General features: G+C 44.8%; 21 protein-coding genes and 1 riboswitch. Of the genes, 4 read left to right on the top strand and 17 right to left on the bottom strand.

What is annotated here, in order from left to right; genetic code table 11:
- Positions 1–52 precede the first annotated feature (52 nt).
- On the bottom strand, positions 53–1,966 hold the full coding sequence (cooS, locus tag ACZ5NG_RS03405) for an anaerobic carbon-monoxide dehydrogenase catalytic subunit (protein WP_464252596.1): 1,914 nt from the start codon (positions 1,964–1,966) through the stop codon (positions 53–55).
- A 104-nt stretch (positions 1,967–2,070) separates the two neighbouring features.
- Positions 2,071–2,334 (bottom strand): hypothetical protein, encoded by a 264-nt coding sequence (locus ACZ5NG_RS03400; RefSeq protein ID WP_464252595.1) that lies wholly within the window; start codon positions 2,332–2,334, stop codon positions 2,071–2,073.
- Positions 2,335–2,500: 166 nt separating this feature from the next.
- On the opposite strand from ACZ5NG_RS03400, the gene ACZ5NG_RS03395 reads away from it, so the two are divergent.
- Positions 2,501–2,908 (top strand): putative ABC transporter permease, encoded by a 408-nt coding sequence (locus ACZ5NG_RS03395; protein WP_464252594.1) that lies wholly within the window; start codon positions 2,501–2,503, stop codon positions 2,906–2,908.
- 59 nt (positions 2,909–2,967) lie between these two features.
- Here the strand turns inward: ACZ5NG_RS03395 and ACZ5NG_RS03390 are convergent, their stop codons facing one another.
- The 14 genes from ACZ5NG_RS03390 to ACZ5NG_RS03325 all read right to left on the bottom strand — a co-directional run bounded on the left by ACZ5NG_RS03390 (position 2,968) and on the right by ACZ5NG_RS03325 (position 14,345).
- Positions 2,968–3,498: a hypothetical protein gene (locus ACZ5NG_RS03390; RefSeq protein ID WP_464252593.1), complete on the bottom strand. Its 531-nt coding sequence runs from the start codon at positions 3,496–3,498 to the stop codon at positions 2,968–2,970.
- A gap of 60 nt (positions 3,499–3,558) precedes the next feature.
- Positions 3,559–4,566, bottom strand: a complete 1,008-nt coding sequence (locus ACZ5NG_RS03385) for an ATP-grasp domain-containing protein (RefSeq protein ID WP_464252592.1) — start codon at positions 4,564–4,566, stop codon at positions 3,559–3,561.
- Position 4,567: 1 nt separating this feature from the next.
- The gene (locus ACZ5NG_RS03380; protein ID WP_464252591.1) at positions 4,568–5,251 is read right to left on the bottom strand and encodes a WbqC family protein; all 684 of its coding nucleotides are present in this window, start codon (positions 5,249–5,251) and stop codon (positions 4,568–4,570) included.
- Complete coding sequence (locus tag ACZ5NG_RS03375; RefSeq protein ID WP_464252590.1) at positions 5,244–6,326, bottom strand: DegT/DnrJ/EryC1/StrS family aminotransferase; 1,083 nt, start codon at positions 6,324–6,326, stop codon at positions 5,244–5,246. Before ACZ5NG_RS03375 ends, ACZ5NG_RS03380 begins: the two co-directional genes overlap by 8 nt.
- Positions 6,319–7,188, bottom strand: coding sequence for a UDP-3-O-acyl-N-acetylglucosamine deacetylase (locus tag ACZ5NG_RS03370; protein WP_464252589.1), 870 nt, complete (start codon positions 7,186–7,188; stop codon positions 6,319–6,321). Before ACZ5NG_RS03370 ends, ACZ5NG_RS03375 begins: the two co-directional genes overlap by 8 nt.
- Positions 7,172–8,131 carry a CgeB family protein gene (locus ACZ5NG_RS03365; protein WP_464252588.1) on the bottom strand — a complete coding sequence of 320 codons (960 nt, stop codon included), beginning with the start codon at positions 8,129–8,131 and terminating at the stop codon, positions 7,172–7,174. Before ACZ5NG_RS03365 ends, ACZ5NG_RS03370 begins: the two co-directional genes overlap by 17 nt.
- 32 nt (positions 8,132–8,163) lie before the next feature.
- Positions 8,164–9,129 (bottom strand): GNAT family N-acetyltransferase, encoded by a 966-nt coding sequence (locus ACZ5NG_RS03360; RefSeq protein ID WP_464252587.1) that lies wholly within the window; start codon positions 9,127–9,129, stop codon positions 8,164–8,166.
- Between the two features lie 10 nt (positions 9,130–9,139).
- The gene (locus ACZ5NG_RS03355; RefSeq protein ID WP_464252586.1) at positions 9,140–10,090 is read right to left on the bottom strand and encodes a Gfo/Idh/MocA family protein; all 951 of its coding nucleotides are present in this window, start codon (positions 10,088–10,090) and stop codon (positions 9,140–9,142) included.
- Between the two features lie 174 nt (positions 10,091–10,264).
- Positions 10,265–11,011, bottom strand: a complete 747-nt coding sequence (locus ACZ5NG_RS03350; RefSeq protein WP_464252585.1) for an ABC transporter ATP-binding protein — start codon at positions 11,009–11,011, stop codon at positions 10,265–10,267.
- Positions 11,012–11,019: 8 nt separating this feature from the next.
- On the bottom strand, positions 11,020–12,024 hold the full coding sequence (locus tag ACZ5NG_RS03345) for an ABC transporter substrate-binding protein (protein ID WP_464252584.1): 1,005 nt from the start codon (positions 12,022–12,024) through the stop codon (positions 11,020–11,022).
- Positions 12,025–12,029: 5 nt separating this feature from the next.
- Positions 12,030–12,785, bottom strand: coding sequence for an ABC transporter permease (locus ACZ5NG_RS03340; protein WP_464252583.1), 756 nt, complete (start codon positions 12,783–12,785; stop codon positions 12,030–12,032).
- Positions 12,786–12,789: 4 nt separating this feature from the next.
- On the bottom strand, positions 12,790–13,086 hold the full coding sequence (locus ACZ5NG_RS03335; protein ID WP_464252582.1) for a thiamine-binding protein: 297 nt from the start codon (positions 13,084–13,086) through the stop codon (positions 12,790–12,792).
- 18 nt (positions 13,087–13,104) lie between these two features.
- Complete coding sequence (locus tag ACZ5NG_RS03330; RefSeq protein ID WP_464252581.1) at positions 13,105–13,740, bottom strand: thiamine diphosphokinase; 636 nt, start codon at positions 13,738–13,740, stop codon at positions 13,105–13,107.
- 92 nt (positions 13,741–13,832) lie between these two features.
- Positions 13,833–13,942: riboswitch (TPP riboswitch) on the bottom strand.
- A gap of 88 nt (positions 13,943–14,030) precedes the next feature.
- Complete coding sequence (locus ACZ5NG_RS03325; RefSeq protein WP_464252580.1) at positions 14,031–14,345, bottom strand: helix-turn-helix domain-containing protein; 315 nt, start codon at positions 14,343–14,345, stop codon at positions 14,031–14,033.
- A gap of 142 nt (positions 14,346–14,487) precedes the next feature.
- Between ACZ5NG_RS03325 and murI the strand changes: the two genes are divergently transcribed.
- Together murI and ACZ5NG_RS03315 are read left to right on the top strand one after the other, a co-directional pair.
- Complete coding sequence (murI, locus tag ACZ5NG_RS03320; protein WP_464252579.1) at positions 14,488–15,309, top strand: glutamate racemase; 822 nt, start codon at positions 14,488–14,490, stop codon at positions 15,307–15,309.
- The gene (locus tag ACZ5NG_RS03315; RefSeq protein WP_464252578.1) at positions 15,296–16,060 is read left to right on the top strand and encodes a TatD family hydrolase; all 765 of its coding nucleotides are present in this window, start codon (positions 15,296–15,298) and stop codon (positions 16,058–16,060) included. Before murI ends, ACZ5NG_RS03315 begins: the two co-directional genes overlap by 14 nt.
- 234 nt (positions 16,061–16,294) lie before the next feature.
- On the opposite strand, the gene ACZ5NG_RS03310 is transcribed toward ACZ5NG_RS03315, so the two are convergent.
- Positions 16,295–18,145, bottom strand: a complete 1,851-nt coding sequence (locus ACZ5NG_RS03310) for a cell division protein FtsA (RefSeq protein ID WP_464252577.1) — start codon at positions 18,143–18,145, stop codon at positions 16,295–16,297.
- 166 nt (positions 18,146–18,311) lie between these two features.
- Between ACZ5NG_RS03310 and ACZ5NG_RS03305 the strand changes: the two genes are divergently transcribed.
- Complete coding sequence (locus ACZ5NG_RS03305) at positions 18,312–19,169, top strand: transporter substrate-binding domain-containing protein (RefSeq protein ID WP_464252576.1); 858 nt, start codon at positions 18,312–18,314, stop codon at positions 19,167–19,169.
- Positions 19,170–19,219 lie beyond the last annotated feature (50 nt).

Genomic DNA, 19,219 nt, shown 5'->3' with positions numbered 1-19,219 from the left:
AGCCTGAAAAATAAAGCCCACAAGCATCTGCTTGTGGGCTTTATGTTATTGGCTAAATGCCAAGGGCCTGTCTCTTTTTATTAATGTGCTCTTCAATTGCCTGGGCTATCTCCGGTGGGTTATCACTCAAGTAAAGTTTGGCTCCGGTTACCCCTTCCAGATCTTCGGTTAAAAACTTAGCCAGTTCTTTGCCTCCGGTTAAGTACACCGACGGCGATAAGTGGGTAAACAAGCCGTAAGAAAGAGCAAAAATGCCGTCGATGGTTGCTTTTTGTTCCATCCATTCCGGAGCGCTGACCGCTACCGGCAGTTGGGAAGTATCTACTTCTAAAGCATCGGCAATGGCGGTTACCAAGGTAGTTATTCTGCCGGTATCGGTGCAGGTACCGAAACTCAACACCGGCGGAATGCCCAAGGACTGACATACTTCCTTCAGGCCCGCACCGGCATACTGCAGGGCATCCATATTAGCCATGCCGGCTACTTCCAAGCCGTGGTTGCCGCAGCCGCCGGCAACAACCAAGATATCTCTTTTCACCAGTTCTTTAGCCAAATTCACCGTCACATAGTCCTGCGGGCCGTTCTTTAAGGTAGCGCAGTTGATAATTGCCACTACACCTTTAATCTTGCCGGATTTAATTACATCCAAAAAGGGATCCAGTTTTCCGCCTAAGGCAGCCAACACCGCTTCGGTGGAAAAACCGGCAATTGCCTTAGTGGTTCTTTGCGGTATATAGGGTTTTACCTGTTCTTTTCTTAAGCGGAAATTAGCAATGCCCCATTCCAATAACTGCCTGGCAATACCCAGTACTTCTGTCGGTTTGTAGTCCAGATTTTTTTGCACTTTGGGGATACGCACCAAGTCATTTACAGAAACCAAAGTTACTTTGTACTTTTCACCGTAAGGATGCAAATTAGGCGGTGAACAGTTTTCGTCCATGGCAAAGACATCTACCGCACCGGTTGCCAATAGCGGCTCAATAGTCAGCCAGTTTCCGGTATGGCCGACAAAAACCCCATCCATTTCAAAACGCTGCAGCAGTTCCTGACCGGTTTCAATACTGCCAATAACTCTGATTCCCTTTGCTCCTGCTTGTTTTGCTTTTTCCTGCCATTCCGGTTTGCGGGCCTCCATAATGGTAGCGGCACCAACCCAAGGTTCGTGACCGTTAAAAATAATATTTACATAATCCGGATCCAACACACCTAAATCCATATTTACTTCATGGGGCTTAGGAGTACCAAAGAGAATGTCCTGCACCATTTCCAGGGGCAGTTGAGCGTCATAAACGGCAGCAATCGCCAGGCGCAATGCTTTGCGCGCCAATGACATGTAGTCGCCGTCAACGTTTGTTAAACAGCTGGCGGTGGTATCCTTAATTTCATGCAACACTCCCGCCGGATAAATGGCTAAATCCTGCCAAAGTTTTTGTCTTTTTTTCGGGGCATAAATTTTAATTATTTTACTTGGCTCACGATAAGGGTTGGACATATTGGCGATTAAAAAGTCCGCCAGCCTTTCGGCAACCTGTTCCACTGTACCGGAGGTATCCAGTTCCAAATCTTTAGCCATTTGATACAGTTTATCCCGATCGGTGATTTGAAAGGGCGTTTTTCCTTGCGCCGTTGATTTTAACGTACTAAAAGCATTAAAAGCATGGTGGGCATAGGTTGATGCGCCCATCACATTTCTCAGCAACATGTCCCGCATGTCCATCGCATCGGGACTAATGCCGCATACCCCAAGTTCCGCACCGGTTTTTTCAGAAATCCGGCAGGGGCCGTTGCTGCAAAGCTGGCAACTTAAGCCCTCACTGCAAAAATTGCACCGAATTTTGTCCTGTGGGTCCATGCGGTCAAAGACATTGCTCATACCGTCCGGCACCAGGCGTTTTTCGTACATTTCCTGTACGGAATCATGGTAACTGATCCGTCCGTCCATGCGGTGCTTACTTTCCCTTGCCATAACAAGTATCCCTCCAATTTAAAATTACTCACACAATAGTAATTCCCAATTGAAGGTAAAAAATACAGAACAAGGGCGCAGTTTTTACTGCGCCCTTGTTAAAGTTAGTTAAGTTTTTCCATGTAATAAACTACATAAGCCCGTTCCAGATCGGTTCTGATTTTTTCCATTACCGGCGGGCCCACGGAAACTTCGCCAAACAAATTAAAGTCTGATTCGGGATCAAAATCCTCTTCTTCAGTTACTTTACGTATTTCAATTTGCGGATTAGGATCGTGATCCGGGTCAATTTTTAATGCCAGATACTTTTTCTTAGCCTCTTCCGCACTGTCAGCAAAGATTACTTGTGTATGTGTTGGATGCAGCATAACTAACCTCCCGATAGTAATTATTGCTAGGTATTTTGACACGCAGTCCATATTATATCACTGCCGGTTAAAGCTTTCAATGATAGAATATTTATGGAATTTTGCTTAACAACACTAAAATTTAACTCATAATATTTCTGTAAAATCAAAAACTAACCGCATGAATATGCGATTTTTTATTTACGGATTATTAGGCTGGTGCTTAGAAATTTTTTATACCGGTATGGGATCTGCCCTAAGGGGTGATCCCCGGCTTACTGCGCACACATATTTATGGATGTTCCCGATTTACGGCTTGGCTGTGCTGTTAGAGCCGTTGCACAACGCCATTCGCCAGTGGCCCTGGTTTTTGCGCGGAGCACTTTGGACGGCAGTAATATTTTTTATTGAGTACACAACGGGAGGGTTAATCAGGGCAATTGTCGGGCAAAGTCCATGGGATTACACCGGTACCTCGCCTTGGGAAATCAACGGCTTAATTCGTTTAGACATGGCTCCGGCCTGGTTTATTACCGGCTTAATATTCGAACAGATTCATGATTTCCTAACCGGAAGAACGGGGATCAAAAGTTAAGCCCGTTATTGCAAAAGCGTGCCGCCAGCTACTATAAAGTAGCTTGGCGACACGCTTTGTTAGTATTCCCAATCGAAAGTTCCGGTGACTTTTGCTTTTTGGAAGTTAATTTTAATATGTTCACACATCAGCTGCCAATCTTCATCATTTTTAGTCGCCTCAATTAAAGCGTTGATCACAAAGGAATCTGTCATTCCTTCTACCATGCTCTGTAGTTTAATTTCACATTCACCGCGCAGGCGTCCTTTAACAAAATATTTATTGATTTGCTTGATGGCCCAATCCGATAACACCTGCTCCGGAACAATAAAAGGTAAAATTTTCTGGCCTTGTTCAGCTAAGCGCATCATTTGGCGCTGATCCGCCTCCGGCGTTAAGTGACGAATAGTTTCCGCTAAACGTTCCGGGCCTTCATCCAGTGCTTTGCGCATCAGCTTATATTCAAACTCACTGGCTCTTAAGATGCCTTTTGCCCGGGCTTCACAGGCCAATTGGCGAAACTTTTCCACTTCCTGCCACAAAATTTCTTCGTCATCTATAAAAGCATAAGCACCTAAGCTTAGCTGATTTTTTCGGGAGTTAATTTTCATGCGGGTACCTCCTTGTTGCTTGTGTATATTGTACCCTAATGACAAAATTTCTAATCTCATTTACACTTGCCCGCGCACTTTTCTGATATCTTTTAGGGGAATAACATAATCATAATACTGCCGTATTACTCCCGCCTTTTTTACTTTTGGCTTAGCCACCTCTTCCCCCAGCAGTTCCGAGCGAATCAATAATTCCGCCTCGTTAACGCCCAGAGCAATGCGCATGCCGGTGGAGCTGGAAAAGCGCGGATTGATTTCAAAGATATAGGGGTTACCTCTTTTCAGGCGCAGCTGCATATTTATCGGGCCGTAAGCATTGATTGCTTTTGCCACCCGTTCGCAATAGCGGCAGATGTCGTGATAATCATCAGCCACTGCGGCCATGGTCATGCCGTCCCTTAGGCTGCGCTTTAAAGCGACGCTGGAAAGTATTTTTTTATTACCGCCGACACACACCCCAACGGTAAATTCACCGTCTGCTGCCGGCAGATACTCCTGTAGCAAGTATTTTTGTTTATCTTTAATAAATTTTTTAAGGTCATCCCAGCCGTGTAAAACCGCTAAACCTTGTGAGCCTGCACCTAGGCGTGGTTTAGCAATCAAGGGAAAGCCGGTTTTCTCAATAAATGCCGTCAAGCGGTCAGCGTCATCCGGCCAGCGCATTGTTTTCGGGTAATAAAATCCGTTATTTTTTAAAAAAACTACCGTTTGCCATTTATCTAAGCAGGTAGCAATTACTTCCGGCTGATGAACAAATACTTTCGCACCGGTTAATTGAGTAATTTGCTCACGGTACTTTGCGTAAGCTTCAGTTTCATGTGAGGAGCCGGTAAATATGCCGTGAACTTTTTCCCGGCGGCAGATTTCAACTATCTTTTTTAACCAGGCCGCGGTATTGGCCGCCCGGGGCACCAAGTACCGGCGGTGGGCAAAGTACAAACCCAGGGTCATCGGGTCGGTATCGGCCGCAATCACCTGACAGTTAAGGGGGCCGTTAACTAACGAACGAATGATGGCCACTCCGTACAAGGAGCCGGAGCCGGTAACCAACACATTGACATTCTTCATCTTAACATTCCTCCAGAATTTTTCTGCTTTCCGGGCCACAGTTAAAAATCAAGTCAACAGCCGACAAATTGGGTATAAATTCTCCCCACAGTTGATGGTAAACCGGATGTTTAAAGTTTTGATACCTTAACTCAATATTGCTGTTTTTAAAAGCGGTTTCATCATTATAAACCCGGGCCCCTTCGCCGGATAGGTAAACATCTCCTCCTAATTTACGACAGATATCAATAATCCGTTCGGTTTTTCTACCTTGTAAATCGGGCAGTGTTGAAGAAAGCACCGTTTTCGTTTTGATCCCCAAAATGTCTCTGATTAAGTTGATCAGAGCCAAATTTAAGTCCACCAATCTCTCCCACTTTTTACTGTATATTTCCCGAAAATCATCCCGGTACATTTTCCAGTATCTTGAGCGGGAATAACAGTGCTGTAAAGACTGGTAGTGTTTCTGTGCCCAGTTAATTTCATTGAATATCAGTACATCTTTAATCAAAACTCTTTTGGTGGCCAAGGGTACGCTTAATAACAGCGGGCCGTTGGCACACTTAATTTTATTGCGATGGGTAACTGATTTATTTGATAACTGCACATCTTCGGCATAAACGAATAAATCACAGTTCATCATTTTATGAAAATACCCCAACCAGGGCAGGTAATTAGGTTGATGGATGGCAATTATTTTAGACATAGCTGTTCACTGCCTCCGCAATGTATTGTAATTGTTCGGCACTTAAACCCGGGTGCACCGGAATAGACACACACCGGTTTGACAGTGCCTCCGCTACCGGCCAACTATTACTGTAACGGTAGACTTTAGTGTAAAGTTTTTGCTTTGGAATTAACAAGGGGTAGTGCACCGCACAGCCAATACCCTTTTGCTTGAGATAAGCCATAAACCGCTCCCGTTCTTCCACTTGGACGGTAAATTGATGATATACATGGGTGCGATCCGCCGGCGTGTTGGGCAGTAGCACTTTATCATTTTCAATATGTGTTAAATAGTAATTGGCGTTAGCGATGCGTTTGCGGTTAAAATAGTCCAGTTTTTTTAATTGTTCTATCCCAATGGCTGCCTGAATATTGGTCAGGCGAAAGTTGTATCCTAGCACATCGTGGCGGTAGCGGGCAGATTGCCCGTGATTAATAAACATGCGTATGCGTTCCGCCAGTTGTTGATCGTTGGTGATTACCATGCCGCCTTCTCCGGTGGTCATATTTTTAGTGGGATAAAAACTAAAGGCAGCTGCCGTACCAAAGGTGCCGGTCTTTTTTCCTTTGTATTCCGCACCGTGACTTTGCGCGCAATCTTCAAGCAGCAGCAGCTTGTTTTGGCGTGCCAACTCACATATTTCATCCATATCTGCCGGCAACCCAAAAATGTGTACCACCAATATCGCTTTCCCGTCGGGGTGCTCTGCCAGCGCCGCAGCCAAAGCCTGCGGCGAAAGGTTATAAGTTTTGGGATCAATATCTACAAACACCGGTTGCAAACCGCAGTAAAGCAAAGCATTAGCAGAAGCAACAAAAGAAAAGGGGGTGGTAAAAACTTTATCCCCTGGTTTAAGGGGCAGCGCGGCAAACATAGCGTGCAGTGCCGCCGTACCCGAAGAGGTGGCTACCCCATGCTGCACTTGGTGATAGGCGGCAAATTCTTTTTCAAATTGCCGCACATACTCACCACTGGCCAACATTTTGCCGTTTAGTACTTCCACCACTTTATTTATTTCTTCCTTACCCACCTGGGGTTCTGCAATGTTAATCATTCCACTCACCTTCACATTCGGATAAGGTTTTAATCAATTCGACATTTAATTTATGACCGCTGCGAAAGCCAATAAAGCGGCCTTTAATGTCACAGCCAACGGTGCTAAGGTCACCCAACAAATCAACCAGCTTATGCCTGCAAGGCTCGTTGGGCCACCTTAACCCTTGAATACTGCCGGCAGAAAAAATCAGCACTGAATCCATTCCTTGGCCAATAAGCCGGCTTACCTGCTGATACTCGTGTTCAGTGATGAATGATCGGGCATTAGCCAACTGCTCAATAAAGGTTTGCTGTGTAATCTCGTAAGCCGCAGCCTGTGCCGGCAGGGATCCGTCCGGATAATCCAAGATATAGATCAGTTCCAGCCTATCCGCCGGAAGAGCGGCAAGGTACTTGTCATAGCGCTTACCGGCATGGTAAAAACAATCTTTTAGCAGCACCGGACGCTTCACTGTTAAACAACGCCGAAGGGCTTTTTGCCTCTGCAATCCCGCCTTAACCACAGCGGTAACAAAATCCCGACAGCTGTAAGCGTCAACAACAGGAACACTGGGGGAATTTAAGCGAATAATGATGTTGCTTATTCCCATCCCGGCCATTGCCGCCAAAATGTGTTCCGTGTGTTCCACCCGCACACCTCGGTCTACCAAAGTAGTCCAGCGGCTGCTAACCCGGGCATTTTTACTGCTGCAGTGCACCAGGGGGCTGTGGGGCAAATCTTCACGCACAAAGACAATCCCGGTATTTTCCTCTGCCGGTTCTAAAACTGCAGTCACGTAACGGGTTCCGTAAATATCTATCCCATTTACCGTTACCGGCCTTTTTATTGTCGTTTGCAGCTCATTACTCTCGTGCAACAACTTTCAACACTTCTTTCGCCCGATGCGTATAGGTATGTTTTTTGATTACCAATTCCCGCCCACGCTCGGCAATTTTTTTCCGTAAGTGTTCATTAGTTAAATAGAAATCAACCACAATCGGTGTTTCACATTCATCACCGGATGTGGCCAGGTGATAATCCGGCTGGAAATTATTCCTGATGGCCTCCGTGTCGGGAGCAAGCATAAATCCGCCGGCGGCCATAATTTCAAAAGTGCGGGAGTTCAGCTCATCAGTGCGGTTTTGAATACCGAGCACAATCTTCGCTGAACTGTATACTGCATTGGTTTCTTCGTAAGGCAATTTGCCGCAGAGATATTTATCCGGAACGGTAAAACCAAGCAGATCCGAGTTTAACCTATCCCAACGTTTGCCCCAGATTTTTAAATCGTAGCCCCTTTCCACTAAGGGCTTTAGCAATATGCGCACCGCCTCCCGCCGAAAGCCCTGCCAGGTTATCCCGGCGGTCGCTACCACGGCAATATCGCAGCAATACTCTTTTTTGGGCGCTACCGGACGATGATATTGCGGGTTGCAGGCCCAGGGCAGGTAAGCAGAAACCAAACCCATCTTTTGATAAAAAGGAACGGAATCCGGATCAATAGTAAAGACATGGGTGGGTTTGCTTAATTCAATGTAGGGAATAGACCATTCTTTAGTCCATCTGGGATCTTCGGTGGCCCAGTAACAATGGGGCAGTTTATGTTTTTCGGCAAATTCACCCAGTAGCTTTAAGTTTTCCGGCGTATGCATCTTGGTCCAACCGGCGGTAAAAATCAAATCCGGCTGAAACAATTCGTAGTTGATTTCTAAGTCTTCTTTACTCAGTGACTGCATCACCATCACATCAACGCCCAATTCCCTAAAGCCGGCCGGCAAACCGTTGACATACTGGGGATCACAATCAATAAATAAAATGCGCATAAGCTCCCTCCTTTATCTGCAAAACTGCTTATTTAGCCAATATCCAGTCGGTAAACTTCCCGCAGCACACCGCGGCCGCCAAAACTTTCTTTAAAATTAAACAGCCCGCTGTTTACTTTTTTTCCTCCGTCTTCGGTAGAAATGCCCCAGTCTAAAAAATGATAGTTGTGTTTAATACCCCATTTAATCAGTTGATAAAACAATAAATTCAGTGGGCGCAGCTTTTGGTACTCCTCATTGTGGGCAATGTAAAAACAGTTAATTACCCGCTCATTGAGAATAAACACCAATGTGCCGGCACAAAGCACATCTCCTTTATAAACGCCGAAAAGTTTAATTTTATCGGGAAACCTTTGAGATAAATTAATAATTTCTTCATAAGTGTGAGTTGGTTTAGCTTGGTGCCGTTTGGCCAAATTGGTTGTCAGTATTGACCAGTACTGCCGCAAATCGTCGCTTTCTTTAACCGTAAGCCCGTTTTTTATTGCTTTGCGGGCATTTCTCAGTGCAGTGCTGTCTGATTTTTTTTCGTGATAATACTGAAGGGGCATGGCAGTGCCTAATTCCGTCCGGCAAATAGTAAAGCCATGATAACGCAAAGCATAATCTAACTCATCACAGGGCCATTTGTGGTAAATGCGCGGTACATTTTTTAATTCAACGGCAGCAAATCCGCTTGCCCGGGCAAATTCCTTAATTTTCTCTACCACTTGCAGCGCTTTGGTCAATTTAAGGTTGTGCCCTACGATAATTCCCCCATGCGAAGCACCGGGATGGGAACACAGCACCTTTTTTTTACCTTCATTTTTCACTGCCGCCGGAACTACCGCCCACAAACTGTCCTTCTTGCCAAATACCATCAAGGAAGCATCGGTAAATCGCCCCGGAGGATGGTAATTTAAAAAATTGCGCAACTGCATAAAGGTGCCGTTGCGAGAATCTTTAACAAACCTTTCCCACAATGCCGTATCTTCCGCAGAAAAAAATCTAACTTTCATAACTTCCTCCTTATAGGCTAACCGGTTGATTTTCATCTAAGGATTTTTGTATTTGCTCTATTTGTTTCATTATTTTCAACGCATTGGCACCACCGGTACGCGGCGATTTGTTATTCACAATACAGTCAATAAAATGAGCACACTGCAAATAAAGGGGCTGTACCGGCGGCACCTGCACATAACGCTGCGCGCCGTTAGCTTCAATGAGCAACAATTTTTTATCAAAGTCTCTAGTATCGTCAAAAACTGCCGCCATTTTGGTACCCACCACGGTAAACTGCCTTGCTTTTTTGCAGTAGTGCCAATTAGCATGTATATGCGCCAAAATGCCGTCGGCATATTTCAGACTTATTAAAGCGGTTCCTAAGGGCAATTTGCCTTGCCAATTGATGCCCTTAGCCCAACACCCCTTAGGTTCGCGATCCAGCAAATAGCTAAGCACAGTTAAGTCATGTACTGCCAAATCCCACAGTACATTGACGTCATGGCGGTAAACATTGAAGTTTGTCCTTTCAAAGTTTAGAAATTTAATTTCACCGAACATTCCCTGTCTGATAAATTCTTTTAACAACTCTACTGCCGGGTGGTATTCCATTAAGTGGCCGGTCATTAATACCTGACCGGTTTGCTCGGCAAGTTCCACCAGTTTTTCGGCATCTTTCAGGTCTGTAGTCATTGGTTTTTCAATCAGTACCGATTTACCGCCGCTTAAACAGTCAGCTGCAATTTGATAATGTGACGGTGGCGGTGTGGCAATCACTACCGCCCGCACATCACGGTCATTTAATAGGCGGTGGTAATCCGTAATTACCTTAGCTTGACTGTTTATCCTATTCACTTTTTGGATCACGTCTTGATTTAAGTCACAAACATAGGCTAATTTAACATCCGGCATGGTGCTTAACGTTTTTAAATAACTGCTGCCCCATGCCCCGCAGCCAATTAACGCTATTTCCAACATTACATCACCACTTTTGTTTTCACGATTAATGTAGTATATTGGCGAAGTTAAATAATGGTGATGTAAAGACAAAAATTTTCCATAAAAGATATTTTTATGAATTTTTGGCAGCCCGGATTTTACCTCAAGCCTTTGAGAAACTAAAAATGCCCCCCGTAAGGGGAGCATTTTTAGTTATTCCAACGCTTTTAAAATGGCCTTTTTTATTTTAATAAACTCGCTGTCGGTAATAATCTCCGGTGTGCGCGGTCGCGGTAAAGGGACGGCAACTTCCAGCTTTACCCGGCCCGGACGTTCTGACAGCACATAAATTTTATCCGACAAGTAAATAGCCTCATCTACGTCATGGGTAATAAATAAAATCGTGCGCTGAAATTGCTGCCAAATATCCAATAGCCAGGTCTGCATTTTAAACCTGGTGATTGCATCCAAGGCGCCAAAGGGTTCATCCAGCAGCATAATATCTCTTTTAGTTAAAAAGGTGCGCATTAAAGCGGCACGCTGGCGCATCCCGCCGGACAGTTCTGCCGGATAGTGATTTTCAAAGCCTTTAAGGCCAAATATATCGAACAGCGACATTGCTTCTTCAACAGCGGCACGACGGTTGACACCGGCTAACCGCAGGGGCAAAGTGACATTATCAATGACCCGCCGCCAGGGCATTAAAAGATCCTTTTGCGGCATATAACTTAACTGCCTGCCGTCCCGGCTTTCTTTACCGTCCAGCAATATACTGCCCCTGTCTAAATCAACCAGCCCGCAAATTATATTGAATAATGTGCTTTTACCGCACCCGCTGGGGCCTAACAAGCTGACAAACTGATTGGTTTGCACATGCAGTGATACCTGCTCCAGTACCGGCGTCACTTGTCCTTTAACAGTAAAACTTTTGCTGACATCAATAACTTCTATTTTGTGCATCGTTCACTCTAGGGAAGAAACTGATTAGTATACGCTTTTTTTACATCAACTTCTGCCGGCAGTAATCCCTGCTCATGCATCCAGCGGGCGTAATTTTCCCACACTTCCAATTTTTGTTCGCCCCAGCGTTCGGCATCTTCTTGATATTTGGGAGCAAGCCATTTTTGACTGGCAACAACCAGTTCTTTATTTAGTTCAGGAGCATATTTTAATAAGATTTCTGCCGCATCAACCGGATTTTCAATCGCATATTGATAGCCCCTGGCAGTTGCTGCCATAAATTTTTCTACCTGCTCCGGATTTTTAGCTATCTTCTCTTCACTGGTGATTAACACCGGCGTATAATAATCCAATGCCGGATCAAGATCTTTTAGCATGATGACATTAAGCGGAAACCCTCTTCTTTCTGCCTCAACGCCGTCCCAACCGTAATAAATCCAGGTAAAGTCAATATCCCGTTCTAAAGCGGTAAAAAAGTCAGATTGTCCGAGATTAATTAACTCTACTTTTGAAAAGTCAGCACCGTTCTTCTCCATTATTGCTCTAATAGTAGCTTCTTCGGAAGGTGACCCCCAACCGCCGTAACGTTTTCCTTCTAAATCTTTAGGCGTGGTAATGTTGTCTTCTTTTTTGGAAGCCAAAGCAGATGTGTTGTGTTGTATTACCGCAGCAATAGATACTACCGGCACATCATTGGCCCGGGCCATAGTCACATCTTCTTGATAACTAACACCAAAGTCAGCTTTGCCGGAAGCTACCAGTTGGGTTGTCGCCCCTTCAGTAGGTTCAATAATTTCTACGTCCAACCCCTGTTCTGCGTACCAGCCCATTTCTTTAGCTACGTACAGCCCGGTATGGTTGGTGTTCGCATACCAATCCAACATGACGGTTATTTTTTCATTTTGCCCATTTGGTGATTTATTGTCAGCCTGTTCTTCCTTTTGGCCGCAGGCGGACAAGCCGATGATTAACAGCAGGCAAAGTAATACAAAAACAAACTTTTTCAAGTTCATTCCTCCTATCTTGTTTGTTTGTAATACCAAGGCATCGCCATTCTACTGATTATTTCAATCAACATAAACAGCAGCACACTTAACAAGGCAATAATTAAAATAGCACAAAATATACGATCCAGCTGAAAGGAATGCAGTGCCCGGGTCATGTACACTCCTAAGCCTTTGCTGGACCCCAGCCATTCACCGACTACCGCGCCCATAATGCTGTAAGTAGCGGCAATTTTTAATCCGGCAAAAAAGGAAGGTAGCGCAGCCGGTAGGCGCACTTCTTTAATTATCTGCCAGGTGCTTGCCCCCATAACTTTCAGCAGGTTAACCATATCAGGATCGCCGGCTTGCATTCCCTGGGTTAAACTAACCACCACCGGGAAAAAACAAACCAAAGCCACTACAATCACTTTGGGTAACAATCCGTATCCAAACCAAATGATAAACAGCGGAGCAACCGCAATAATCGGCACCGTTTGGGAGATAACTAACAGGGGGTACATTCCTTGGCGCAGCATGGGGGATATATCCATCAGCACTGCCAGGATTAACGCTATCACAATGGCCAAGATAAAACCAACCAGTGCGGCCAGCAAAGTATAACGGCTGTGCATTGACAGTATCGGCAACATTTCCGGCAGCGTCGCCAGGATATCCCTTGGTGCCGGAAGCAGGTACTTGGGGTATTGGCAGATTCTTACCAGCAATTCCCAAAACAGCAGCAGCCCGAGAATAAAAAGCAGTGGGTAGCGGTACTTAATTCGACTCATTATCCTACTTTTGCACCCGATATTTAGCTACTTTTTCTTCCATGGTTACGCCACCGGGCACATAATCAATTTTGACAATAGAAATTACGCGGGATGCGCCCGCATCTACACATGCCTGCTGCGCCTTTTTAACTATCTCCAGCAGTTTATCCAATTCCCCTTCCATGGTTGTTTCCATCGGGCCTACCTCATACTTCACGCCTGACCGTTGAATGACTTCTATAGCCTTGTCCACCACCGAGTATGTCTCTTCCGCCTTAACCTGCGGTATAACCTGTAAACTTAAATTAACATTGGCCATAATTTTTCCCTCCTTGTTTTATTCCTCTGAAATACACAGCAGAAAACCTTCTTTAACGCTGATCTCAGCAATACTGCCGGTAAACTGATTGCTGATACCAAAGGGCTTGCCAACCGTAAAAGTTCGCCCGTTAAGTTCCCATTTTAATCCCCGACTTTTAACACCGGTTACCTCGGTGGTTAAAGGAAGCAGCGAAAGCAGCTTTCCCGGCCAACCGGTCAATTTTGCCGGGATGTTCGGAGTGATAAGTGTAATGCGCTGCCTTTCATCAACCATCACCGCCTTTACCCCCGCATTTGCCGCTATCACCAGCAAATGAATGTTAGCCAGTGTATGATCAAGCCTGCCGCCGGTAACACCAACAAGCAGTATATGGCGCTGACCGCTGTTCAGCGCTTCCCGAAGGGCTAATTCGGTGTCTACTTCATCCTTCTCACGGGGATAACGGTAAACGGTTGCCCCCCGTTGCTGATAATACTGCAGCTCTTCGGGCAGAACAGAATCCATATCACCGATAATTAGCTGTGGAATAAGTCCTAAAGCCCGTGCATGGCGTGTCCCTCCGTCAGCGCAAATTATATAGTCCTGGGCAGAAATAAGGGTTTTGATTTTTTGGTAATCGGTAATTTCCCCGCCGGCAATAATTACGGCCATTATTCACACTCCTGTCGCATCTTAGTAAATTATTCTAAGCTTGTAAATTTAAGCCATAAATAAAAAGGCACACCCGTAGTTAAGGTGTGCTTACAAGAAAAAATCAACCTTCCCTACGCAGGCATTACCCTGATCAGGTTAAAGGGTCTGGTGCTCAAAAGCCCACTCTCAGCCTAAAACATAGGCTCCCCCGGTGATATTCAGTTATATTCAAATTCTACAACCCTAAGGGATATTTGGCAATAGGTATATATTAATTGCTGATAAATATTATTTTACCACGGAACAAACTAACTACTATGGTGGTTTAAATCTTGGTTGTCAATAGTTGCTGCTACTTCGCCCCCTTTGATCGCTTCTTCGTACTCAATCTCATCCATTTTTTCACCGATTAAAAACTCTATATCTACACCACAAACATCTGCTATAAAGTTTAAAGCATGCCAGTCGGGATAAAACTCACCCTTTTCCAGCTTTCTAACCCACTTTGTCGTTTCGCCGATTTTAGCAGCTAAATGTTTTTGAGTAAATTCTTCCCCGCTTCTCTTGCTGCGGTGCATTCGTGCTTTTTTTACTTGGATTCCTAATTCTTTAGCGGTGTACATTATTTTCACTCCTTTCAATTATATTATTTTCATATTACGAATTTACATGTCTGGTACATTTTGATGGTTATCGCAATGATTTTCCATTAAGTTGCTACATTAATTGGCAGTGGTTATAATATATTAGGAATGAGGTGTTCAAATGAAAAATTCTGCAGCAATAGGCATTTTTGATTCCGGTGTCGGTGGATTGTCAATAGCTAAGGAAATTAGAAAACGTTTGCCTCAAGAGGATTTAATATATTATGCTGATTCCCTTTACTGCCCTTACGGCGAAAAGTCGCCGGCATTAATTAAAGAACGGGTATTTTTAATCAGCGATTTTCTAATTTCTCAGGGAGCAAAACTGCTGGTAGTAGCCTGCAATACAGCGTCCATTGTATCCCTTGATGATATTCGCCGGCGGTATCAAGTACCGGTAGTAGGCGTTGAACCGGCAGTTAAACCGGCGGTTAACGCTACCAAAACCGGCACCATCGGCGTACTGGCAACGGGTGTTACACTTTCCGGAGATCGCTTTTCAAGCCTGGTTAACCGTTATTGCACCAAAACTAAGGTAGTAACCCAACCCTGTCCCGGTTTGGTGGAGTTGGTCGAGGCAGGTAAAATTAATTGCCCAGAAGCAAAAAAAATGCTATTTCAATACATTAGGCCGCTGTTAGAGCAAAATGCCGATACCATTGTTTTGGGTTGCACCCATTATCCGTTTTTACGCCCGCTAATTGAAGAAATAGTTGGGCCCGATATTACGATCATTGACACCGGAGAAGCAGTCGCCAGGCAAACGGCCCGCGTACTCGAGCAATCGGCGCTAAACAATAAAAACAACCGGCCGGGAAGGGAACTGTTTTATACCAGCGGCATCAGTGAAATTGTTGAGCCGGTAATAAAACTGCTTTGGCCTGGACAAAACGTTAAGGTCAACCGTTTATTATTAGGGGGACAAGTACATGCGGCTTATTGACAGTCACGTGCACGTCACTACCATGCCTTATGAAGGGCTAATGGCAATGGCCCAAGGCGGGATTACTAAAATGATTAGCTGTGCGGTAGTTGCTAGGGCGCAGCATGCGGAAAGTTATTTTGATCACTTTAGGCAAACCTATGATTTTTACCGCAATATCTGCAGCAAGTTGGGCATTGAACTTTATACCGCTGTTGGGCTGCATCCTACCGGCATTCCTCATGATTGGCCTAGGGTTATAGACCGACTGCCGGAATTTTTCAATGAACCTACCGTGGTAGCAATCGGTGAAATTGGCATGAATAACAACAGCCAACTAGAACGGGATGTAGTTAAAGCACATCTCATAGTAGCTAAAGAATACGGCAAGCCCTGTATTATGCACACACCGGCTCAAAACCGTAAACAAACCGTAGATATGTATTTTGAAATCGCCACACAGGTTGGTATTGACCCTAAACTGCTGGTCATTGACCACACAATGACAGATACCATCGATCAAATAGACGATTTCGGCGCCATACCCGCTATCTCTATCCGCAAGAAAAATGTGCCGCCGGAAGCACTATTAAAAGATTTGGATCGCTTTGCCCACGGCATGCTGAACAGCGACTACAGTAATTTTCACGAAAATGACTGTACCGGAGTAATTAAAGCGGTAAACTATTTAAAAGAACACGGTGTTGATCCGAAAATTATTGAGAATTTGGCATATAACAAAGCGGCAGAAGTATTTGGCATTGGGGATTAAAGGGCGCCTGCGGCCGTGTACTTTCATCCTTGATTTTTAATCGGAGTCCTCGGCGCTAATCCTCCGTTAGCAATGCGCTTTGAATTAGCGGGCTAATCGAAAGCATAAGGTCAAATGCCTTGGCGGCTAAAAACCGTCTTTTCATTACTGAAGTAGGTCGCCTACTTATCCTACATCCATAACCAGCTACACATATAAACAACCAGGCGGGGATGACACCCCGCCTGGTCTCGTTTATATCCCATAATCCTTTTCCTGCCAGTATATCTCCAGCACATCGCCGTCGTGTAAAGGATGGACATAGCCCGCTTTTTGGCCGTTAACTTTTAGCACAACCATGCCTTTGGCTTCGTTAATATTGAAATCAATATAGTTAAACACATCTACCAAAACAGGTTTATCTAAACCTGTCAGCTCCACCTTTTCACCGTTGACGGTTACGGTAATATACTGTTTTCTCGCCGGTTCTTCGGCCGGTTTCGGTTGCGGCTCGCACCGGGTTTCCGGTTTAGTTTTGGCAATAAACTCGATGGAATCGCCCTCTTGTATCAAATAATCTGCTTGTGCCGGCTGACCGTTTACCAGCACATGTTGTATATTTGTACCGGATGATTGAACCAGTTCTGCCAGTGTTAATACGGCATCTTTTCCCGGTTGCGCTTTCTGCACTTCAATTTGGTCGCCGTTTTTTATCGGCGTTTGCAAATGGGCAGCCTGTCCGTTAACCGTTATTTGCGCCGGTTGGCCTAATTGACCGCTAACCCGTTTAACTTCACCGTTCAAAGTAAAAGACAGGTTCTTGCCGTTTACCACCAATAAATCCCGCGGATTATAATTAACCGTTACTAAAGCATCGGCAACGGTTAACTTTCGCGAGTTAAACAGGGTACACTCGCTGCCGTTGACAGTTACGGTAATTAAGTCGTGGCCGGCTTGCTTTAAAGCCACAGCGGCAATACCCAGCACGGTAATGCCCTCCGGTCCGGCAATAACATCTTGTTTGGGCTTGACTACATTACTCAGCGCCTTCCGATCTCGCACCGCTACCCTTTGTTTCGGCAGCTGCAGCCGCTGTGCTATCTTTTCAGCTAACAAAGGAATTTGCGAACCTCCGCCGATACAAAAAACGGTTTTAGGGAACCGCTCTCCGTTTAGGCGCTTAATTTCAGCGGCAATGTTATCGGCCAGTTTCTCCAGCATCGGTTCAACTGTTTTTATCACTTCTTCAACCGTCACTTCATTTTCTATCCCTAAGATATCCTGATAAAGGATATTTTTTCCGGTCACCAGCTGCCGTTTTATTCGTTCCGCAGTATTGAAATCAACCAGCAGTTGCTCAACTATCGCCTCGGTGATTTCATCGCCGGCCATTGGTACCATACCGTAAGCAACAATCGAGCCGTAATCGCTAATGGCAATATCCGATGTACCCGCTCCGATATCCACTAAAGCCAGATTAAGCATTCTGATCTCTTCGGGGATGGCAACGTCTACCGCCGCAATCGGCTCCAAGGTTAAACTCACCGGCTCTAAGCCTACCCGCTCTAACACGGCGTACAAGCTGTTAACAACAGAATCCGGCAGAAAAGTAACTAACAGTTCCGCACCAATCCGCTTACCCCGGTGGCCGATAAGATTAGTTATTGGATAATCGTTCAGATAGTAACCAATCACGCTGTGGCCGACGCAGTAAAACCCACTGCAGTTTAATTCGTTTTCCAGCACCTTGCGGGCCTCTTGCAGGCCAAGCATCGTTAAGCTGCGTACTAAGCTTGTATCTATTTCCAATGTCTCATCTACATCATGATCAACCCGGCACTGCACAGTTTTTAAGGAACGCCCGGCAGCAGCGATAGCTACCCGCGATAATTTACTGCCAATCTTTTTTTCTAAATAAGCCTTTACTTCGGCTACGCCCTCTGCTACTTTAAAAATATCGTGAATTTGGCCGTCATACATTACTCTGCTTTCATGTTCTAATTGATGTTGCGCCTTAATTTTTAACTTATCTCCGACCTGCTCCGCCACTATCCCTTTAATGCTGCGCGTGCCGATGTCCAAGGCAAAAATGGAACTGTTATGCATTAATTAAACACTTCCTAAATAACCCATTTTTTGATTATAATTTTTCGACAAGAATTAAATATATCCTTGTTAATTTTAATAAATGTGGCTTGACTTTATTACTTTAGTTAGTTAAACTGTTAACAGAATACATATTTAGAGAAACAATTAGTTAAGGAGGAGAAAGATGAAAAGCAAAAAAATCCTTTGGCTGCTGGTGCTGGTAATGGCTGTTGCACTGGTAGCGGTAGGCTGTGGCGGCAACGAAGAGCCGGCAGCGAATGAGCAAGGGGCAGACGAACAAACTGAAAAGTCAACCTGGGAAATTGTTCAGGAAACCGGAGTATTAAGAGTAGGCTTGGATGATACCTTTAGACCAATGGGCTTCCGTGATGAAAACAATGAACTGATTGGTTTCGATATTGACATGGGTGCTGAACTGGGCAAGCGCCTGGGCTTTGAAATTGAATGGATTCCCACCGACTGGAACGGTGTTACCGGTGCACTAAATGCCAACAAGTTCGATGCTATAATTAACGGCATGAGTATTACTGAAGAACGCAAAAAAGTAATAGACTTTTCTATTCCTTACGTAAATGCCAGTATCGGCATGGTAGTTAAAGCAGATAACAATGATATTAAATCCGGCGAAGATTTAAAAGGCAAAGTAGTAGCAACCCAAGCCGGCAGCTCCGGTTATGAAGCCTGCAAATCCTTAGTTGAAGACGGTATTATTGATGAAGCAAACCTGAAACTTTACAACCAGTATCCGGAAGCATTCCAAGAATTATCACTGGGTCGCGTCGATGTAATTGTTGTTGACGTAACCACTGCAGAAGATTATATTGCCGAGTCAGAGGAATACAAGTTAGTAGAAGAGCCTTTGGTTGACGATTTATACGCTATCGGCCTGCGCAAGGGTGACACCGAATTGAAAGAAGCACTGGATAAAGCACTACTGGAAATGATGGAAGACGGAACTCTTGCAGAGATTTCCAAAAAGTGGTTTGACGGTAAGGATATGATTGCTTACCCCGAAAAGTAAGCAAATTTCCAACCAAAAAAAGTAGTACTTCTGATATAATAATAGGGCGC

The organism is Desulfovectis peckii (assembly GCF_055391705.1).
The sequence above is the reverse complement of the archived record's forward strand: the minus strand, read 5'-3'. Positions and strand labels throughout refer to the sequence as shown.